We start from the raw sequence: 18,628 nt of genomic DNA, 5'->3' as shown, positions 1-18,628 counted from the left end.
GCCCGCCAGGGCCCAGTTCCCCGCCCAGACAGCCCCCCGGACAAAAAGGGGACACAGCCCTCGCCGCAACCAATTCAGCCAGGGCGGACCCGCGCCGACGCTTTTCCCCCGCAGCACGAACTCACACCAGAAAGGCAGCCGACCTTCCCGCCGCAGGTCGTCCCCTGGCAGGGACGTCACCCCCCAACGCCGCCCCTCCTACACCCAGACAGACCTCCGGGCAAAAAGGCGCGCAGCCCCCCGCAACCACCCCGGCCAGAACATTCCTCCTTTCTCCCCGCCCCGCCCGGGAGTCTCCCCTCCCCTTCCACCTTCACAGAGGCAACCGGAAACGCCCCCTCGCTCCCATCCGGGAGACCTGCCCCACTGCCCCCTTGCCCCCTCGCCCCTCCGCCAGGAGAAACCGGCGTCGGGCACTCCCCTTATCACAAGCAAAAAAGGGAAGGCGCCGCCTCCCCCTTTCCACCTGTATCCGCCCCTCAAACAGCGGCGGCGGACGGTCCCCTCCCCCGGGGTCGAGCCAAACGACTACCCTTCCTCCCCCCAGGCCTCGCCCAGCAGCCGCACCCCCTCGCAGATCTCCCCCTCCGAGAGGCCGGCAAACCCCAGCAGAACCGTGTCCCCGCCGTAGCGCGCCCGCTCCATCCAGTAGCGGGAGACCGGGTAGACCCGCACCTGCCGGGCCAGGGCGCGGCGGATGAGCACCTCCTCCCCCCGCCCCTCCAGCGACTGCACCAGCAGGTGCAGCCCTGCATTCTCCCCCTGCACGGCAAAGCGCCCGCCCAGCTCCTCCTTCAGGCAGCGCACCAGCAGGTCGTGCTTCTTGCGGTTGGCGGTGCAGACCCGGCGGAGGTGCGCCTCCCACCTCTCCGAGCCCAAAAACCGCTCCAACACCTTCTGCTCCAGTATCGAGACCGAGGCCGGGTACTCGGCGAACCCGCGGTCGTACACCTCGGTCAGCAGGGGCGGCAGCACCATGTAGCTGACCCGCAGCCCCGGCGAGAGGATCTTGGAGAGGGTGCCCATGTAGACCACGTTGTCCCCGGGGCTGAGGCTGGCGATGGAGGGGATGGGCCGGCCGTGGTAGCGAAACTCGCTGTCGTAGTCGTCTTCGATGACGATCCCGCCGGTCTGCCGGGCCCAGTTGAGCAGTTGGTGCCGCTTTTGGATGGAGAGCACCGCCCCCCCGGGGAACTGGTGGGAGGGGGTGGTGTAAACCGCCCCCGCGCCGCTGGCCGCCAGGGCGTCGACGCAGAGGCCGTCCTCCTCCACCGGGATGGGCAGCAGCCCGAGACCGCACTTGGCAAACACCTCTTTGGCGTTGGGGTAGCCCGGGTCCTCCATCGCCACCCGCCCCCACCGGGGCCGCAGCATCTGCCCCAACAGGCTCAGGGCGTAGGTGGTCCCGGCGCAGATGAGCACCTGTTCGGGCGCGCAGACCACCCCCCGGGAGCGGCGGAGATAGCGGGCCACCTCCCGGCGCAGGCCGTAGGCCCCCTTGCCGCTGCTGTACCCCACCAGCTCCTCCGGCCGCAGCTCGTCCAGGGCTTGGGCCGTCCACCTCCGCCAAAGCCCCAGGGGAAAATCGCGGGGATCCAGCTGCCCGTACTGAAAGTCGATGCGCACCCGCTCGCCCAGGGGCGGGGGCGGCGCTTCCCGCCTCTCGGCGGGGGCCGGGGGCGGGCAGGGCCCCAGCTCCACCAGCGGCTGCACCTCGTACCCGCTCCCCTGGCGGCTGCTCACATACCCCTCTACCACCAGCTGGGCGTAGGCGTTCTCCACCGTGTTCCGCCCCACCGCCAGGGTGGCGGCCAGGGCCCGGGTGGAGGGCAGCCGCTCCCCCGGGCGCAGCTGTCCGGCGGCGATCATCTCCTTGATCTGGCGGTAAATTTGTACGTACAGGGGTTGGCCGTCCCTCTCTTCAAGCAGGATGAACACCCGACATCGCCTCCAACTGGCTCCTATAAATTCTCCCAAATTGGCTCTTTCTAACAAGCCAATTATATCCTATACTGGTGCCAGAACGCAAATCACACCGCAATCGAATGAGGAGGACTGCAACATGCTGGACAAAAAACTGCTCGACATTCTCGCCCACGAAGGGGTGGTGGCCATCGTCTCCTGCTGCGAGAACGAACCCCACGTGGTCAACACCTGGCACAGCTATGTCAACATCACCGAGGACGACCGCCTGCTCATCCCCGCCGGGGGGATGACCAGCATCGAAAAGGACACATCCGCCAACAACAAGGTGCTGCTGGCCCTGGGCAGCAACCAGGTGGAGGGCAGCGGCGGCTCCATGGGCGCGGGCTTCCGCCTCGAGGGGACCGCCCGCTTCCTCACCTCCGGCCCCGACTTTGAGAAGATGGTCGCCCAGTTCCCCTGGCTCAGCCGGGTGCTGGAAGTCACCGTCACCTCCCTCAAGGAGACCATGTAGCCCCCCACACCCCAAAACGAGCCGCCGACAAGTGCTGTCGGCGGCTCGCTTTTTATTTCTGTCTCATCGGCTGGGCATCTCAAAGGGGGCCAGGGCCTCGTTCAAAAAGACATTGAAGGGCCGCATCTTCAAAAAGAGGGCGGCGGCAAAGTCCACAAAGTCGGGGGCCAAAAGCTGCTCGTCGTCCAGGGGGTACTCCAGGTACCAGCTCTTGTTCTTCAGGTATTGGGCCTGGGGGTGATCCGGGTCGTAGCCCCGGGGAACGTTTTTGAGGGCGCTGCCGCCCACGGTGAAATGCGCCCGAAAGTCGGGGGCGGCGAGGATCTCCCCCCAGCGCTCCCCCTGGGCGGCAATGGCGTCCCGCACCAGGGTCGTGGCGTCCCGGAACATGTCGGCAAAGAGTCCCCCGCCCAGGAAGGAGCGCCCCCCCGGCCGCAAAAAGAGGTAGTACCCCACCGGCACCGGCAGCTTCCCCCTAGGGCCGATGTGGGCGCGGAAAGACGGGTTGTAGGGGGACTTGTCCCGGCTGAAGCGGGTGTCCCGCATCAGCTTGAAGGTGAGGGCCTTGGGCGCGGCCAGGGGGATTTCCGGGTCCCCCTGGTGCAGGGCAAGGTTCAGTTCCCCCACCAACTGCTCAAAGGCGGCGGTGGCCTGCCGGTACCCCTCCTCGTGGGCGTGAAACCAGTCCCTGTCGTTGTGCTCCTCCAGCTCCCGCAGAAAGGAGAGCATCTCCTCCATCCTCATCCCTTCGCCCCCTCTGTCTGCATCACGGTGGCAAAACTGCCCGAGGCCAGCAGCCCCCTCACCCAGTCGCGCACCTCCTCGGGGGTGCGGTAGGCGGGCAGGTCGGCAAACACCTGGGAGAGCCCGTCCAGCTCCTCCATGGCGTCGGTGAACCGGGCGATGTCTCGGTAGCTGCACTCCTCCAGCCCGGGGAAGACCAGGTGCCCGGGGTCGATGCGGTGGGTGGCGATGGCGTAGTTGGTCCGCCGCTTGCAGGAACAGCCCCCGCCGCCCAGGCCGCAGTACTCCTTTAAAAACCCTCCCACCTTTTTGCGGATGCGGGAGAGCCGCTGCCGGTAGGCCGCGGGGTTCAGGCCGAGGATGTCGGCGGCCACCCGGCTGTCCAGGCGGAACATGGTGCCCAACACGTAGATGCAGCGGCTCTCGGCGTCCAGGCACTGGAGCATGACGTTGGTGCAGGAGAGCTTGAGCTCCCGCTCCAACAGCCCCTGGTCCACCCCGCCGCCCAGGTCGGGGACATCCCGCTCCCGGCCAGAGGCGATGTCCTCGCCGTAGACTTCAAAGCTCAGGGGGCGCTGGGCGAACATCCCCTTTTTGTAGTCTCGCAGGTGGTTGATTGCAATGCGGAACACCCAGGTGGTAAGGCTCGACTCCTGCCGGAAGGAGCCAAGCCGGGTCATCACCTTGATGAGGATCTCCTGGGTGGCGTCCTCCGCGTCGGGGAGGAGCCCCAGCATCCGCAGGGAGAGGTTGAACACCAGGTCCTGCACCCCGGCCAACACCTCCTCCAGCGCCTTCTGGTCGCCGGCGACGGCCCGTTCAATGGTCTGTTTTTCCAGTGCGGTCAAATCGTTCATGCGCACACCTCCTATACACAGTTAGACGGCGCGCGCCGCCGGTTGTGACAGCCCAGCCAAAAAATTTGTCAGTTTTCGTCGGCACAGCCCGCCAGCCAGCGCGCCCGGCTCAGGCAGGTGATGTGCTCGGTGCGCACATCCCCCATCAGCGGCCAGGGGACGTCCCGGTCGGTGCGGCAGTAGAGGAACCCGCACTTCTCCTGCGCCCGGCGGGACTTGTCGTTCCCCTCGAAATAGCCGCACCAGACCCGCTCCAACCCCAGTTCTTCAAATCCGTGGCGCAGCAGCTCCCGCACCGCCTCAGGGATGAGCCCCTGCCCCCAGTAGGGCACCCCCAGCCAGTAGCCGATCTCGGCCTCCCCCTCCTTCAGGGGGAGGTTGCTGCCTTCGCCGAACAGCAGGCCGATGCTGCCCACCGGTCCGCCCGTCTCCCGCAGCACCACCGCAAAGGTGTAGGGGGCCGAGAGCACCCCCTCAATGAGTTCGCGGCTGTTTTCCACGCTGGTGTGGGGCGGCCAGCCCGCGGCGGGGCCGACCCGGGGGTCCTTTGCCAGTTGGTAGAGTGCCGGCGCGTCCTCCGGCCGCCAGGGCCGCAAAATCAGGCGCGAAGTTTCTAGGATCACAGTGCATTCCTCCTTTGTGTTCTGCCTCTCCCCTCCGCCTTTGACGACGGGGGAAAGGCGGGGTATACTGACAGAAAAAGCAAGAGAAAAGGGGAAGCGCAGATGAAGGAGAGACCAGCCCTCACCAGCCGCCCGGACAGCGCCACATTCCAACGCTATTACTACCGCAAGGAGGAGCTGATGGCCTTCTGCCGGGCAAACGGCCTGCCCGCATCCGGCGGGAAAGCGGCCCTCACCGAGAGGGTCGCCCATTTCCTCGACACCGGGGAGATACCGCCACCGCCGCCCGCTCCCCGGCGCGCCGCCGCCACAGCCCCCCCGAGGGAGGATGCCGTCATCGGGCCGAACGCCGCCTGCACCCAGGCCCGCCGCGCCTTCTTTCAGGGGCAGCTCGGCCCCAGCTTCACCTTCAACGTGGCCTTTCAGCGCTGGCTGAAGGCCAACCCGGACAAGACCTACCGGGAGGCGGTGGCCGCCTACCGCGCCATCCTCGCCGCAAAGAGGGAGCGACCGGCCCCCATCGACAGCCAGTTCGAGTACAACGCCTATGTCCGCGCCTTCTTTGCCGATAACCCGGGCCGGACCCTGCAAGAGGCCATTGCCTGTTGGAACTACAAAAAGCAGTTTCCCGGCAGCCGCCAGTACCAGCGCGCCGACCTGGCCGCGCTGGAAGGGCGCTCCCGCTAGGCCTGCCCCGCCTACATCGGCTTCAGGTTCTTGTTCAGCCGCTCGACCATCCAGGCCAGCCGCTTGGCCCGGCCCGCCTCGGTCTTGGCGGCGTAATAGCCCCGGGCATAGGTCCGCCGCACCGAGGGGGACATCCCCAAAAAGTTGCCGTGGGCCGGTTCCCGTCCCCGCAGCAGCTCCTCCAGCGCGTCCATCTGCTCCGCGGTGATGGCCGGGGGCGCGGGGGCGGCCCAGCGGCCGTCCGCCCGGGCCCGCTCCACCTCTTCCCGGCCACGACTGTCCATCCGCCCCTCCCGCAAAAGCCGCTCGGCCAGGGCCCGGTTCTTGGCCGACCAGTTGCTGCCCGGCCGGCGGGGGGCAAAGTACTTGCGGTAGCGCCCCTCGTCGATGCGCTGCATCTGCCCGTCGATCCAGCCAAAGCAGAGGGCCTCCTCCAACGCCTCCCCCGCCTTCACCGTCTGCGGCCCGCCCGCCTTGCCAAACACCAGCCAGACCCCCTCCGACGTCCGGCCGTTCTCCTCCAACCACCGGCGAAAGGCCGCCCGGTCGCCAAACAGCAACTCCCGTTCCATCGCGCTCTCCTCCTCTCCCCGCCCCCACAGGGGCGAAAAACCGCTACAAATACCGCCTGACCCGGCGCGCGTACTGCGCGTAGGCCTCGCCAAAGCGCTGATCGCACCACCGCTCCTCCGCGCGGATGATCCAGTGGGCCGAAACCTGAAAGACCGCCGTCAGCCCCAACAGCAGCGGCGACCGGCCCAGGGCCGCAAAGCCGACAAAAATGAGAAAATAGGCCAGGTACATGGGGTTGCGCGAGAGGCGGTAGACCCCCCGCTGGCAAAACCCGTCCGCCGCTGGGGTCGCAAAGGCCGCCACAGAGGCCGCCAGCAGCGCCATCCCCCCGGCGTAGAGGGCGACCCCCGCCCAGAAAAGGCCCGGCGGCGCCGTCTCGACCTTCAAAAAGAGGATGTCCAGCAGAATGCCCACGTTGGCCAGTTGGTAGACCCAGTAGGCCCCCCGCTCCCCGGGCGGCAGGGGGGCAAAGTGGGCCGCCCGCCCCACCGCGCCCCGGTCCAGCACGGCCAGCAGGCCAAAGCGCAGCAGAAAAAAGGGCACCAGCAGCAAAGCCCCCATCAAAATCACCCTCTCAAAAAACCTCTGTTTTCCCGCCCATCTCTCCGCCGCAACGCCCAGCCGCCCCGGGCAAGTCGGGACCGCCGCTCCCACCCCCGTGGCGCAACGCCCTTGAAAACGGGGGATTTTGACCATTGTACCATGGGCCCGTCCCCCCGTCCAGCGGGGAAAGTCGGTTCCCCCTCCCGCCCCGGTCTCCTTGAGAAAAGCCGCCCGAAATGGTAGGATAAACAAAAGGGCCGCCGCCCCACAAAATGAGCGGCCCCAAAAAGGAGACAACATGATCGACCTTGTCAAAATCACCCCCGAAAATCTGGCGCAGGAGCACATCTGCTGCGCCCTCTCCAACAATGCAGACTGCCAGGTGCTCTCCAAAAAGGCCTGGCTGAAGGACCGGCTGGCCGAGGGCCTCGTCTTTTTAAAGGGCGATGTCCGGGGAAAGTGCTTCATCGAATACCTCCCCGCCGAATTTGCCTGGGCCCCGGTGGAGGCCGACGGCTATACCTTCATCGACTGCCTCTGGGTGGCGGGGCGGTTCGCGGGGCAGGGCCACTCCAACCTCCTGCTGGAAGAGTGCATCCGCGACAGCAGGGAGCAGGGGAAAAAGGGGCTCGCCATCCTCTCCTCCCCCAAAAAGAGGGGCTTTCTCTCCGACCCCAACTACCTGCGGCACAAGGGCTTTGCCGTCGCCGACACCGCGCCCCCCTATTTTGAACTGCTCTACCTTCCCTTTGACGGGCAGGCCGAGCCGCCCCGCTTCGGCCCCTCGGCAAAGGGTGGGGCCCAGGGGCCCGCGGCCGACGGCTTTGTCCTCTACTACACCAACCAGTGCCCCTTCCCCGCCAAGTACGCCCCCCTCATCGAGGGGATGGCCAGAGACCGGGCGGTCCCGTTTCGGTCCGTCCACCTCACCACCCGGGAGCAGGCCCGTCGGGCCCCCACCCCCTTCCCGACCTACTCCCTCTTTTACAACGGCGCGTTCGTGACCCACGAGATCCTCTCCGAAAAAAAGTTTGAAAAGCTCCTCCTCGAAAGGGGGCTGTGACCCCCGCCGACAGCGCGCCCACCCACCACAGGCCCCAGCGCAGGCGCCGCCAACACCGGCAAGGGGCGTTTGGCCCAACCTCCCCCCTCCCCCCGCCCGCAGGCGGACAAACAAAAAAGGATGTGTTTTCATGTGTGAAAAGACAAGGTGCGCCTGGGCGGGGGAGCTCCCCCTCTCCATCGCCTATCACGACCGCGAGTGGGGCCGCCCTGTGCGCGAGGACAACAAGCTGTTTGAAATGCTGATTTTAGAGGGGATGCAGGCCGGTCTCAGTTGGAACACCGTCCTCAAAAAGAGGGAGGCGTTTCGCCAGGCCTTCGACGGCTTTGACCCCGCCAAAGTGGCCCTCTACGACGAGGCCAAGGTGCAACAGCTTCTGCAAAACAAAGACATCATCCGCAACCGCCTCAAGGTGCGTGCCGCCGTCACCAACGCCCAGGCCTTTTTAAAGGTGCAGGAGCGCTGCGGCAGCTTCCACCAGTTCCTCTGGGCCTATGTGGACGACACCCCCATCACAAACCACTGGCAGAAGATGGAGGAGGTGCCGCCCAGCACCCCCCTCTCCGACCAAATCAGCAGGGACCTGAAAAAGCTGGGCTTCAAGTTTGTCGGCTCCACCATCGTCTACGCCTATATGCAGTCCGTCGGCATGGTCAACGACCACCTGACAAGCTGCTTTGTCTACCGCGAGATGCAGGGCTAGCCCCGCCCCCAAGCAAAAAAGCGCCCCGGACAGACCCGTCCGGGGCACTTCTCTATCCCTCTTCCCGCTTTCCCTCCTTGCACCCGCCCATAAAGTGGGCGGAACGGGGGTTGGTGGCTGCATAGCGGCTGTTTTCGTAGGTCGCAAAGGCCGCGTCGCTGGCCTCTCTGGCCACCCGTGCCACCTCCCGCAGCAACAGGGAGAGGGCCAGGCAGCCAAAGGCAATAAGGACCGATGTCCCTCCGCCTAACAGCGCCACTTCACCGGGTAGCCAGCCGCAGGGCCCGGCCAGAGCGCACAAAAGGGCCAGCACCGCAAACGGCACCCCCGCCGGGGCCAGCACCCGGGCCACCCGGCGGGTCCACACCTCCCAGCGGACCGCCCGCACCCATCGGTCAAAGGCCCGGTTCGCTTTTTCCAGGGAAGGCGGGTGGTAGATGGGCTGGCAAGGGTCCACAAGCGGGCAGTCATGGCGCGCGCTCTTTTTCACAGCTCTGTCCTCCCCACACATACCGTATCGCTTCAGAATGTTTTTATGAGATGCGCCGACATCGCAATCTGCGCTATAATATAGGAGCGGATGTGCGCAAATTTACAACTGTATTTTTCTGCACAGGTCATTTTGAAGGGGGGATGCTGCCTCTTTGGTCTTCCTCCAGCAACTCCCCCGCGGGGACACCCAAAACCTCCGCCATCTTGAAAAGGGTCTCTAGTGAAACCCCTTTGGTGGTCCCTACCCCCTCGACCTGGGAAATGAAATTGTTGCTCCTGCCAATCTTCTCCGCGAATGCTTCCTGGGTGTATCCAGCCCGCTTGCGGTAATAGGCAATTTTTAGCCCCAATATCCGGTAGCGCTCCGGGTAATCGGTTTTCACAATATCACTTCCCCTCCCCACCATTGTATCAATACCGTTAGCGCGTTTTAACAAACGTATGGTAAGTGTTTCCTTACTCTGAGGGAACTTCATTCCTTTTATAGAAGTTCCTGGAAAAACGGCTTTTCCCCTATTCATTTTATATCGCATAGCCTATATTTTGAAAAATACTACGATTCTGTTGCATTCCATAAAAAGCTCTTTTCCCAGTGGATATATCATAAGGAGGAGGCCCCCATGACCATTGTCGACTTCACCCCGTCCCACATCCCCGCAGCCAGCGCCCTCGCCCTGGCCGATTACCGGGAGCAGCAGCGCCGCCTTCCCGCCCTTCCGGCGGTCGAGGAGGGGCTGGATCTGGCCCCCTTTGCCGCGGCCGGCCTGGGCGTCGCCGCCTTCGAGGGCGGGCGGATGGTGGGTTTTCTCAGCGTCGGCCCGCCCTTCGACAACGCCTTTGGCTCCACCCGCTGCCGGGGGGTCTTTTCTCCCATGGGCGCCCATGCCGCCGCGTCGGAGGGGCGGGGGCCGGTCTATGCCGCCATGTACCAGCGCGCCGCCGCCAAGTGGGTGCGGGCCGGGGCCCTCAGCCACGCCGTCGCCCTCTATGCCCAGGGGGAAGAGGCCCAGCGCCAGTTCTTCCAGTACGGTTTCGGCCTGCGCTGTGTCGACGCCATCCGCCCCATGGAGCCGATCGACTGCCCACCCCCCAAGGGGTACTCCTTCTTTGAGCTGCCCCCCGCCCAATTTTCGTCCGTCTACCCCTTTGAGGAGCTGCTCGACCGGCACTTCCGGGAGAGCCCGACCTTTATGGCCCGCCCGCTGGAGAGCTGCGACGCCTTCTGCCTCTCCTGCATGGCGGAGGGCGACCGCTGCTTTGCCGCCGCCTTTCAGGGCCGGTTGTGCGCCTATCTAAAACTGTCCGCCAAGGGCGAGACCTTTCTCTCCCCCTCCCCCCGCTACCGCCACATCACCGGCGCTTTCTGCCTGGGGGAGCACCGCGGCAAAGGGGTCGTGCAAACCCTGCTGAACTGTGCCATCCAATCCCTAAAGGGGGAGGGATACACCCACCTCGGCGTGGACTTTGAGAGCATCAACCCCACCGCCCACGCCTTTTGGTGCAAGTATTTCTCCCCCTATACCCACGGCCTGGTGCGCCGCGTCGACGAGCGGATACTGGACCCCCTCCCCTTCTGATTTCCCCGCCAACAGCCGCCTCGCGTTCCCCCAGACAAATCCCTCTCCCCGCGCCGCCCCTCCGAATCGCCCCCTCCCCCTCATTTAGACACTTCCCCCCATCTGTCCAAACTTTTTACAATCGCGCCCCCCTGTCAAAAATTGCGACAGGGGGGCGCGATTGTCTATGGCGGCGGGGCCCGGGGGGGAGTAGGATAGAGCCATCGAGAGAAGAGACCCATCCACCAAAGACAAAACGGAGGGATTTTTGATGTACTATTCCAACGGCAACTACGAGGCCTTTGCCCGCCCTGAAAAACCCGAGGGGGTCGACCGCAAGTCCGCCTACCTGGTGGGCAGCGGCCTGGCCTCCCTGGCGGCAGCCTGCTTCCTGGTGCGCGACGGGCAGATGAAGGGCGAACACATCCACATTTTAGAGGAACTCGCCCTCCCCGGCGGCGCCTGCGACGGCATCAACGACCCGCAGCGGGGGTTCATCGTCCGCGGCGGGCGGGAGATGGAGAACCACTTCGAGTGCCTGTGGGACCTGTTCCGCTCCATCCCCTCCATCGAGACCGAGGGGGTCAGCGTCCTCGACGAGTACTACTGGCTCAACAAGCACGACCCCAACTACTCCCTGATGCGGGCCTCGGTCAACCGGGGGGAGGACGCCCACACCGACGGCAAATTCGCCCTCTCGGACAAGGCGGCCGCCGAGATCGTCAAGCTGTTCTTCACCAAGAACGAGGACCTCTACGACAAGACCATCGACGACGTGTTTGACGAGGAGTTCTACTCCTCCAACTTCTGGCTCTACTGGCAGACCATGTTCGCCTTTGAAAAGTGGCACAGCGCCCTGGAGATGAAGCTCTACATCCAGCGCTTCATCCACCACATCGGCGGGCTGCCCGACTTTTCGGCCCTCAAATTCACCAAGTACAACCAGTACGAATCGCTGATCCTGCCCATGGTCAAATATCTGGAGGGGCACAACGTGGACTTCCAGTACGGCGTGCAGGTGCAAAACGTCCTCTTTGAAAAGAGCGGCGGCAAAAAGGTGGCCCGGCAGATCCAGTGCCTGCGGGATGGCCGGGAGGAGCGCATCGACCTCCTCGAGGACGACCTGGTCTTCGTCACCAACGGCAGCTGTACCGAGAACTCCACCCTGGGGGACGACGACCACGCCCCCGCCCAGACCACCCAAAACGGCGAGGGCGGCTGCTGGCAGCTCTGGAAGAACATCGCCGCCCAGGACCCCGCCTTCGGCCGGCCGGAGAAGTTCTGCGGCAACATCCCCAAGACCAACTGGGAGTCGGCCACCATCACCACCCTGGACGGCCGCATCCCCCCCTACATCCAAAAGATGTGCAAGCGCGACCCCTTCTCGGGCAAGGTGGTCACCGGCGGCATCATCACCGTCAAGGACTCCAGCTGGCTGATGAGCTTCACCCTCAACCGCCAGCCCCATTTCAAGGAGCAGCCGAAGGACCAGTTGGTGGTCTGGGTGTACGGCCTCTACACCGATGTGCCGGGCGACTATGTGAAAAAGCCGATGCGCCAGTGCACCGGCCGGGAGATCACCATGGAGTGGCTCTACCACATGGGGGTGCCGGAGGAGGAGATCCCCGAGCTGGCGGCCACCGGGGCCCACTGCATCCCCTGCATGATGCCCTATATCACCGCCTTCTTCATGCCCCGCACGGCGGGCGACCGCCCCAAAGTGGTGCCCGAAGGCTGCGTCAACTTCGCCTTCATCGGCCAGTTCGCCGACACGGTGCGCGACACCGTCTTCACCACCGAGTACTCGGTGCGCACCGCCATGGAGGCCGTCTACACCCTGTTGGATGTGGACCGCGGGGTGCCGGAGGTCTTCAACTCCTGCTACGACGTGCGGGTGCTGCTGGACTCCACCTCCAAGATGATGGACGGCAAAAAACTCACCGACATCAAGCTGCCCTTCCTGGCCGGGCTGGTGGAAAAGGCCACCATGAAAAAGATTTCGGGTACGGTCATCGAGGAGCTGCTGGCGCGCTACCACCTCATCTAGCCGCAGCCCTCCGTCCCCATCCCCTCTTTCCCCTTTCCCCAAACACAAAAAAGGTGCGGCCTTTGGGCCGCGCCTTTTTTGCCGAATGCACCGGGAAACAGCGCAAAACAGGGCAAAAGAAGGGTAAATTTGTTATATTATATCTATATATTCCAATTTGTATAGTAAAAAGAGGGCCTGCCCGCCCTTTTCGGCGGGGGTGAATTGTGCTATATTGGTAACGATACAGAAAAACGCCAGAGGGAAGGGAAGCGGTGTCATGCTGCCGGAGGAACACGACGAGCAGGCCATGCGCGAAGTGGCAGAAAAGAAAAAAGCGGTCATGCGGGAGGTCGTCAGTTGGGTCAAGGTGTTTGCGGTGGCGGTGGCGCTGGCCCTCTTCATCGGGCTGGTGGTCATCGTCAACGCCCAGGTGCCCACCTCCTCGATGGAGGACACCATCATGCCCGGGGACCGCATCATTGCCCTGCGGCTGGCCTACACCTTCGGCGAGCCCCAGCGGGGGGACGTGGCGGTCTTCTACCCGCCGGACGAACACCGCCTCTACGTCAAGCGGGTGATCGGGATCCCGGGGGACGAGATCGAAATCGAGAGCGGTGTCCTCTACCGCAACGGCGAGATGGTGGAGGAGCCCTATGTCAAAGGCATCCCCCAGGGGGACTACGGCCCCTACTCCGTGCCGGAGGGGCACTATTTCCTCATGGGGGACAACCGCAACGACTCGCTGGACGCCCGCTTTTGGAGCACCCCCTACGTCCCCAAAAAAGATATGCTGGGCAAGGTGCTCTTCCGCTACTACCCCTCCATCAGCAAGGTGGAGTAGCCGAAGGGAGGGAACTGCCGTGCAAAAGCGGGTCTATGCCCGGGTGTCGGGCTGGGTGCAGGGGGTCGGCTTTCGCTACTTTGTCAAGTACACCGCCAGCCTCCACGGCCTCACCGGCTGGGTGCACAACCGGGAGGACGGGGACGTGGAGCTGGAGGTACAGGGCCCCCCCGCCGAGCTGGACGCCTTTTTGGAGGCGGTGCGGGAGGGGAACCGCTGGTCCCAGGTGGAGGGGGTGGAGACTCGCCGCCTGGACCCCATCCGCGAAAACGGGTTCGAGGTGCTCTAAAGGCCCCGCCCTTCCCCCCGCGCCGCCGAGCATCCCGGAGGGAGAGCGGCCGTGCCACCCCTTCCCCGCGCAATTCCCCCGCCGCATAGGGGACAGACCCCCGCCCATGCCATCTGCCCCCAAAGGGCCAAGCGCCCCTCACCCCCCTTGCCAAAAAGGCCGCCGCCAGAGAGCAGCGGTCTTTTTTGGCGCTGGGAAAGCTGGCCTCGCCGCTCCCTCTTCCCCCGCAAACCGACCCGAAGCCCAAAGTCTCCCCTTCTGCCCCGCCGCCAAAAATCCCATCCCTCTCCCGCCCCGCTCTTTGCTTTCCCACCCTCTGGAAAAAGTCCCCCTGTTTCAAGGAGAAGGGGAGATCGGAGCACAGAGGCCGGGGCCTGTCCGCCCCCTTTCCTCCTTTGTAAAGGGGATGGAAGACCGTGTCGTCTGCCCTCCTCCACAAGGGCAGCCACCCCCATAAACCCCGCGCCGAACACCCCTCTCACAGGCCGCCCACCCAGCACCCCGCCCGTTCCTCCCCTCCCCCTTCCTGAGCCCCTCTCCTCCCCGGCCAAGAGACAGGCCGATTCCATCCACCTTCTCCCCCCTGCCGCTCCCCTACAAGCCGGCGTGGACGACCCCTTTGCCCATTCCCCCACAGCGGCTCCCGGCCGCCCCGCCCCTCTGCGATAAAAAAAGGGGTGCCGCCGGGTGCCCCTCTTCCCTGCAACCGCTGCCGCCCCCGCAGGAATATGCGCGCCCCCCTTTCCCCACAAAAAAAGGGCGAACAGACCGTTTTTTTCGGTCCGTTCGCCCCTTTGGCGCCATTCTCTCAAAAATCGCTCAGCACGCCGCTTTTATCCCTCGGCCCGCTCCTCCCGGCGGCTCCGCTCCGGCGCCACCATGTCCAAAACAATGGCAGCCGCCCAGAGCAGCAGGGCCGGCAGGTCGTATCCACAGCGGATGTGGGCGGCCAAAAAGGCGGCCGCCGCGGTCATGAGGGCCAGCAGCAGGGCCCGGCCCAGGCCCACCCGGCGGGTGCGCCACCCCTCCTCGTCCTCCTCCCGGCGGCGAAGCAGCAGGCGGGAGAGGCCCAGATGACAGAGGGTGAGCAGCGTCCCCAGCAGAGCCAGCCAGTGGATGGGACAGCCGTTGTGCAGCCCTCCCAGAGCGGAGCCAGAGCCGCCGCCCCGGCCGTCCGACCAGTCGGCCCCCTCCATCCCCGTAGTCGGCCCCCTCCATCCCCGTAAAGGGGGTGGAGGAGTGCTCCAGTTCGCCGGAGATCTCCCCCTCCTGCAATCGGTACCGCAAAAAGAGGGAGGTGCGGTTCCCGGCGGAGTCCTCCAGGGTGTAGGCGATCAGGTACTCTCCCGGCTGGGTGGTGTCGATGCCCTCCACCGCCTTCCCGTCCCGGCTCACGGCAAAGCGCACCTCTTTTAGCATCCCGTCCGGCTGGGCGGAGGTGAACTGGTACCGGCTCCGCAGAAAGGCCCGCAGCTCCTCCCCGTCCAGCCAGCCGTCCGACAGCGGCGGATCGGTGATGGTCTGTGCCAGCCGGTCCGTCACCGTGGCGTACTTGGTTCCATTGATCCAGTCCTCCACGATTTCCGGCTCCTCCAGCTCGCTCCCCGGCTCCACCGTCGGGTCGCTGGGGTCGTAGCCCACCCAGGGCGGGCTCCCCACCGGCAAAAAGGTATAGGTCAGGTAGACGGTGGTCTTGTTCCCCCGGCTGTCGGTGGCCGTCTGGCTGATGACGCAGCTCCCCGGCTTGGCGGTGTCGTACCCCGCCGCGCTCACGTCCTTGCCGTCCTGGGTCACACAGATGGGCGAGAGGTGCAGCTCCCCGTCCCCCTGCTGGCTCACAAACCCGTACCGCCCGGCAAAGATCTGCTGGGCCACCTCTCCCGTCAGGCTGCCGCCGTAGACCCCGGGCTTTTGACCCCCTCGGCGATCTGCTCGTAGACATAGGCGTGGTAGCGCCCGGTCTCCGTATCCTCCTTGATCACCGGCTGGGGCACCGGCTTCAGGGGGTCAAAGGGCGGGCCCACCGGCGGGGTCCCCTCCTCCTGCCGCTCCACCAGCGGAGGCGCGTCCGGGTCGATGAGGGTGTCGGTCAGGTAGAGGGTGGTGGTGTTCCCGTCCGCGTCGGTGGCGGTGCAAACCACCACAAAGCTGCCCGCCTGGGTGGTGTCCACCCCCTGGCCGCTCACGTCCGCCCCCTTCTGGGTGATGGCATAGGTGTAGCTCAAGCTGTCGTCCCGCTCCACGTTGGAGGCAAAGCCGTATCTCTGGGCCATCAGCTCCGCCGCGTCCTCCAGGGTGAACCGCCCGCCGTAGAGGGGGGCCGCCTTGTCGATGTACTCGCTCATGCTGTCGCTGGCCACGGCGTGGCGCAGGCCGCCCCCGTCGGTTTCCTCCTCCGGTTCCAGCTCCGGGGCCTCCGGGTCGGTCGGGGTGACGCTGGGCGGGGCGTTGAAGGAGACCGGCGTGGGCTCCCCCACATTCCCCGCCGCATCCACCGCACGGTAGAGCCCGTTTTGGTCGATAGTGGCGCTCTCGCTGGCCTTGCCGTTGCCCTTCTCCGCCCCCTCGGTGGGCAGGTCGAAGGTCTCGGCCGCCACCCATTCCTTGGAAGCGGCGTCGTACCGCTCCAACTTCCAGATGCCGGAGAGATTGTCCGCCAGGGTCACCGCCGAAGCCGGGGCGGCCGACCGCCGGAACCCAAACAGCGCGGGGGCCGGGCTGGCCGCCGTCAGGGTCGGCGGCACCTTGTCCACCTTGATGACGTCGTCGTTTCGCACCGACTTGGCCCCGCTCTCGCTGTTTTCCGCCTGCAACGCCACCGGCGTCTCGGTCTCGTCGGTATAGAGCAGGGGCTCCTTCTCACTGGTGAGGGTGGCGTGTACCGTCCCCTCCTCCGGGTCCTTGATGTAAAACTGGTTGAAGTCCCCGGGGTAGAAGGTGATGGCCACGTCCGAGTTGTTCCACCCGTTCTCGTTGGGGCTGGTGCGGGTGTAGTGATAATCCTTCCCCGCCTCCCCCGCCGGCTTCTCCGGGTCGGCCGGGACCAATGGCTGGGCGGGGATCAGCTCGGCACTTGAGTACTGCTTGGAGCCGAAGAAGTCGTCGCTCATCCGCTGGCCCACCGTGACGGACTTGCCGTCGGGGTTGTTGATTTTTGCCTTGTAGGTGATGACGTTCCCCGCCGCCGTGCAGCCGAAGGGGATGCCCTCCCCCGACACGTCGTAGGGCTGGCCGGAGGCGTTTGTCACCGCCTTGCCGTCCACCGTCACCGTCTGCTCGGCTCCCGTGAGGATGTCCAGCCCGGCGGTGGGGTATTTTTTGACCTTTTCGTCGTCCTCCGGCACCAGGGTCAGGTGGTCGTAGACGATCTCCTTCCCCGCATCGGGGTGGGTGTTCTTCACCGTGGCGCGGACGGTGACCACGTCCCCGTCCTGCAAGGCCAGCTTCTCCTCGTCGGTCATGGTGTTCCCGTCTTCATCCAAAAGCTCGGTGCTCACGAATTGGGGGGTGTAGTGGGTGTACTGGGCACTCTTATAAACGCCGTTTATCTGCAGCGACTTGCTGATGGAGGCGTTGTTGCTGTGATACCAGTTCATGTCTCCCTGGATTGCAATGCGAGCCAGATTTTCCCCGCTTAAATAGGATGAAACATAGCTGCACAATCTCGACCCGTACTGCAATGTAAACGCCCGGTTGACCGGATTGTATTTCATGGTAAGGGTTTTGCCGCTGGTCATTTCGGCCGCGGTCAATCCCGCATCGATGGCCCGCAGCCCATCATACTTGCTGATGGATGTGTACTGGTTCATCCCCACCAAATATTTTCCGTTGTTTTTCCCGGCCCGCGCGTCCATGACGTAACCGGTCTTCTTCCCGTAAATGTCGATGAGAATTGTGCTGAAATTCAATTTGGAATCATCTGAAATGATGAAGTCCGCACTCAACTCCCAACTCGCGTCCATAGAGATGTAGTTGCTGCTTGGGAGGTATGTACCAGAGGTGTAAGAGGAGGGGATGACGCTGCTGTAGTCCCGATACGTCTTGGTGTCCGCAAGGTGCATCTGGTTTCCCTGTATCCACCCGGGGCGGGCACTCTTTACATTGAATATCTCTTCCAACCGAATTGCTCCCACAAACTCCGTGGAGCTGTCGTCGCCGGAAGGATCCCCCTCTCCCTCCGCCAAGACCTGCAGCGGAACCAGATTTGCACAGAGGGCAATGGCCAGCGCCAGGGCGGCCAAACGCGTCCGCTTTTTCATCTTCTCGCTCCCTTTCCCGCCGCCGGGGGACCGGCAGACGGATTTCTTTACTCATAGGAGGCGGCAAACCCGGGCCCACTGTCACCCATTTGCAAACTTTTTGAAATTATTTTTTCTGGCAAACATTTCTACCCCGCCCCGCCGAAATCTGTGCTACAATGAATGGCGAAATTTGACGAAAGGGGGCGGGGCGGATGTCCACACTCGACCACCGGCAGTTGGGGGAGCTCCTGGTGCGCGCGCGGGAGGGGGACGAGCGGGCCTTCGACCAGCTCTACCGGGCCACCGCCGACATCCAGTGGAAACAGGCCTACGCCATGCTGCGCGACGCCGGGCTGGCGGAGGACGCGGTGCAGGAGACCTACCTCACCCTCTACCGCCACATGGGGCAGATCGACAGCCCCAAGGCCCTGGTGGCCTACCTCAACCGCACGGCCTACCGGGTCTGCCTGCGGCTGGCCCAGCGCCAAAAGCAGGTGCCCCTGGACGCCGCCCCGCCGGAAACCCAGCCGTTGGCCGCCCTGCCCGACGACGACGCCCGCCACCTGCCCGAGGAGGTCGCCATCGAGAGGGAGGAGGTGCGCGCCCTCCTCTCCGCCCTGGAGGAGCTGGACCCCCGCCAGCGGGAGGCGGTCTTGCTGCACTACTACCAGCGCCGCACCGTGGCGGAGATCGCCCAGGCGATGGACTGCTCCCCCTCCACCGCCCAAAGGCTCCTCAACCGGGCGCGGGGGCGGCTGCGGCAGCTGCTGGGCCTCCCCGCCCTCCTGGTGGGACCGGCGGTGGGCCGGGCGGTGCAAAAACTCCCCTCCCCCACCCCGCAGCCCCCCAAAAGGGGGCGCACCCTCCCCCTCTCCCTGGCGGCCCTCCTCGCCCTCGCCCTGGGGGGCGCGGCCTTTGCCCTGGGGCGCAGCAGCGGCCCCGCCATCACC

At 65.0% G+C, this 18,628-nt stretch carries 19 protein-coding genes; 9 read left to right on the top strand and 10 right to left on the bottom strand.

Annotated features, from left to right (window positions below):
* Nucleotides 1-528: 528 nt before the first annotated feature.
* Nucleotides 529-1,938: a MocR-like pyridoxine biosynthesis transcription factor PdxR gene (locus BN3266_RS07085; protein WP_059004602.1), complete on the bottom strand. Its 1,410-nt coding sequence runs from the start codon at nucleotides 1,936-1,938 to the stop codon at nucleotides 529-531.
* Between the two features lie 124 nt (nucleotides 1,939-2,062).
* Between BN3266_RS07085 and BN3266_RS07080 the strand changes: the two genes are divergently transcribed.
* Nucleotides 2,063-2,437, top strand: coding sequence for a pyridoxamine 5'-phosphate oxidase family protein (locus tag BN3266_RS07080; protein WP_059004601.1), 375 nt, complete (start codon nucleotides 2,063-2,065; stop codon nucleotides 2,435-2,437).
* Nucleotides 2,438-2,500: 63 nt separating this feature from the next.
* On the opposite strand, the gene BN3266_RS07075 is transcribed toward BN3266_RS07080, so the two are convergent.
* From BN3266_RS07075 to BN3266_RS07065, 3 genes are all read right to left on the bottom strand, one after another.
* A complete protein-coding gene (locus tag BN3266_RS07075) occupies nucleotides 2,501-3,181 on the bottom strand; it encodes a DUF2461 domain-containing protein (RefSeq protein ID WP_059004600.1) in 681 nt (226 codons plus the stop codon).
* Nucleotides 3,178-4,038 (bottom strand): RNA polymerase sigma factor, encoded by an 861-nt coding sequence (locus BN3266_RS07070; RefSeq protein ID WP_059004599.1) that lies wholly within the window; start codon nucleotides 4,036-4,038, stop codon nucleotides 3,178-3,180. Before BN3266_RS07070 ends, BN3266_RS07075 begins: the two co-directional genes overlap by 4 nt.
* A gap of 68 nt (nucleotides 4,039-4,106) precedes the next feature.
* Complete coding sequence (locus BN3266_RS07065) at nucleotides 4,107-4,661, bottom strand: GNAT family N-acetyltransferase (RefSeq protein ID WP_059004598.1); 555 nt, start codon at nucleotides 4,659-4,661, stop codon at nucleotides 4,107-4,109.
* Between the two features lie 102 nt (nucleotides 4,662-4,763).
* On the opposite strand from BN3266_RS07065, the gene BN3266_RS07060 reads away from it, so the two are divergent.
* Complete coding sequence (locus BN3266_RS07060) at nucleotides 4,764-5,348, top strand: DUF6434 domain-containing protein (protein ID WP_059004597.1); 585 nt, start codon at nucleotides 4,764-4,766, stop codon at nucleotides 5,346-5,348.
* Nucleotides 5,349-5,359: 11 nt separating this feature from the next.
* Here the strand turns inward: BN3266_RS07060 and BN3266_RS07055 are convergent, their stop codons facing one another.
* Together BN3266_RS07055 and BN3266_RS07050 are read right to left on the bottom strand one after the other, a co-directional pair.
* Nucleotides 5,360-5,920, bottom strand: coding sequence for a YdeI/OmpD-associated family protein (locus tag BN3266_RS07055; protein ID WP_059004596.1), 561 nt, complete (start codon nucleotides 5,918-5,920; stop codon nucleotides 5,360-5,362).
* A gap of 43 nt (nucleotides 5,921-5,963) precedes the next feature.
* The gene (locus tag BN3266_RS07050) at nucleotides 5,964-6,482 is read right to left on the bottom strand and encodes a methyltransferase family protein (RefSeq protein ID WP_059004595.1); all 519 of its coding nucleotides are present in this window, start codon (nucleotides 6,480-6,482) and stop codon (nucleotides 5,964-5,966) included.
* Between the two features lie 283 nt (nucleotides 6,483-6,765).
* Between BN3266_RS07050 and BN3266_RS07045 the strand changes: the two genes are divergently transcribed.
* Both BN3266_RS07045 and BN3266_RS07040 read left to right on the top strand, forming a co-directional pair.
* A complete protein-coding gene (locus BN3266_RS07045; protein WP_059005548.1) occupies nucleotides 6,766-7,527 on the top strand; it encodes an N-acetyltransferase in 762 nt (253 codons plus the stop codon).
* A 130-nt stretch (nucleotides 7,528-7,657) separates the two neighbouring features.
* The gene (locus tag BN3266_RS07040; RefSeq protein WP_021658179.1) at nucleotides 7,658-8,230 is read left to right on the top strand and encodes a DNA-3-methyladenine glycosylase I; all 573 of its coding nucleotides are present in this window, start codon (nucleotides 7,658-7,660) and stop codon (nucleotides 8,228-8,230) included.
* Between the two features lie 52 nt (nucleotides 8,231-8,282).
* On the opposite strand, the gene BN3266_RS07035 is transcribed toward BN3266_RS07040, so the two are convergent.
* Nucleotides 8,283-8,720: a hypothetical protein gene (locus tag BN3266_RS07035; protein WP_059004594.1), complete on the bottom strand. Its 438-nt coding sequence runs from the start codon at nucleotides 8,718-8,720 to the stop codon at nucleotides 8,283-8,285.
* Between the two features lie 127 nt (nucleotides 8,721-8,847).
* The gene (locus BN3266_RS07030) at nucleotides 8,848-9,105 is read right to left on the bottom strand and encodes a helix-turn-helix domain-containing protein (RefSeq protein WP_052537583.1); all 258 of its coding nucleotides are present in this window, start codon (nucleotides 9,103-9,105) and stop codon (nucleotides 8,848-8,850) included.
* Nucleotides 9,106-9,342: 237 nt separating this feature from the next.
* Between BN3266_RS07030 and BN3266_RS07025 the strand changes: the two genes are divergently transcribed.
* From BN3266_RS07025 to BN3266_RS07010, 4 genes are all read left to right on the top strand, one after another.
* A complete protein-coding gene (locus tag BN3266_RS07025) occupies nucleotides 9,343-10,299 on the top strand; it encodes a GNAT family N-acetyltransferase (protein WP_059004593.1) in 957 nt (318 codons plus the stop codon).
* A 250-nt stretch (nucleotides 10,300-10,549) separates the two neighbouring features.
* Nucleotides 10,550-12,325, top strand: a complete 1,776-nt coding sequence (locus BN3266_RS07020) for an oleate hydratase (RefSeq protein WP_021658175.1) — start codon at nucleotides 10,550-10,552, stop codon at nucleotides 12,323-12,325.
* A gap of 259 nt (nucleotides 12,326-12,584) precedes the next feature.
* Nucleotides 12,585-13,148 (top strand): signal peptidase I, encoded by a 564-nt coding sequence (lepB, locus tag BN3266_RS07015; protein WP_021658173.1) that lies wholly within the window; start codon nucleotides 12,585-12,587, stop codon nucleotides 13,146-13,148.
* A gap of 19 nt (nucleotides 13,149-13,167) precedes the next feature.
* A complete protein-coding gene (locus BN3266_RS07010) occupies nucleotides 13,168-13,437 on the top strand; it encodes an acylphosphatase (protein ID WP_059004592.1) in 270 nt (89 codons plus the stop codon).
* 819 nt (nucleotides 13,438-14,256) lie between these two features.
* Here BN3266_RS07010 and BN3266_RS13570 read toward each other — a convergent pair.
* Together BN3266_RS13570 and BN3266_RS06995 are read right to left on the bottom strand one after the other, a co-directional pair.
* Complete coding sequence (locus BN3266_RS13570) at nucleotides 14,257-15,312, bottom strand: DUF5011/hyalin repeat domain-containing protein (RefSeq protein ID WP_154669008.1); 1,056 nt, start codon at nucleotides 15,310-15,312, stop codon at nucleotides 14,257-14,259.
* 8 nt (nucleotides 15,313-15,320) lie between these two features.
* The gene (locus tag BN3266_RS06995) at nucleotides 15,321-17,696 is read right to left on the bottom strand and encodes a hypothetical protein (protein ID WP_059004589.1); all 2,376 of its coding nucleotides are present in this window, start codon (nucleotides 17,694-17,696) and stop codon (nucleotides 15,321-15,323) included.
* Between the two features lie 194 nt (nucleotides 17,697-17,890).
* On the opposite strand from BN3266_RS06995, the gene BN3266_RS06990 reads away from it, so the two are divergent.
* Nucleotides 17,891-18,628, top strand: a 738-nt coding sequence (locus BN3266_RS06990; RefSeq protein WP_059004588.1) for an RNA polymerase sigma factor, incomplete at its 3' end; no start/stop codon positions are given.

Source organism: Bittarella massiliensis (ex Durand et al. 2017) (assembly GCF_001486165.1).
GTDB classification, from domain to species: domain Bacteria; phylum Bacillota; class Clostridia; order Oscillospirales; family Ruminococcaceae; genus Bittarella; species Bittarella massiliensis.
Note: the sequence above shows the minus strand (reverse complement) of the source record. Positions and strands in the feature narration are given on the sequence as shown.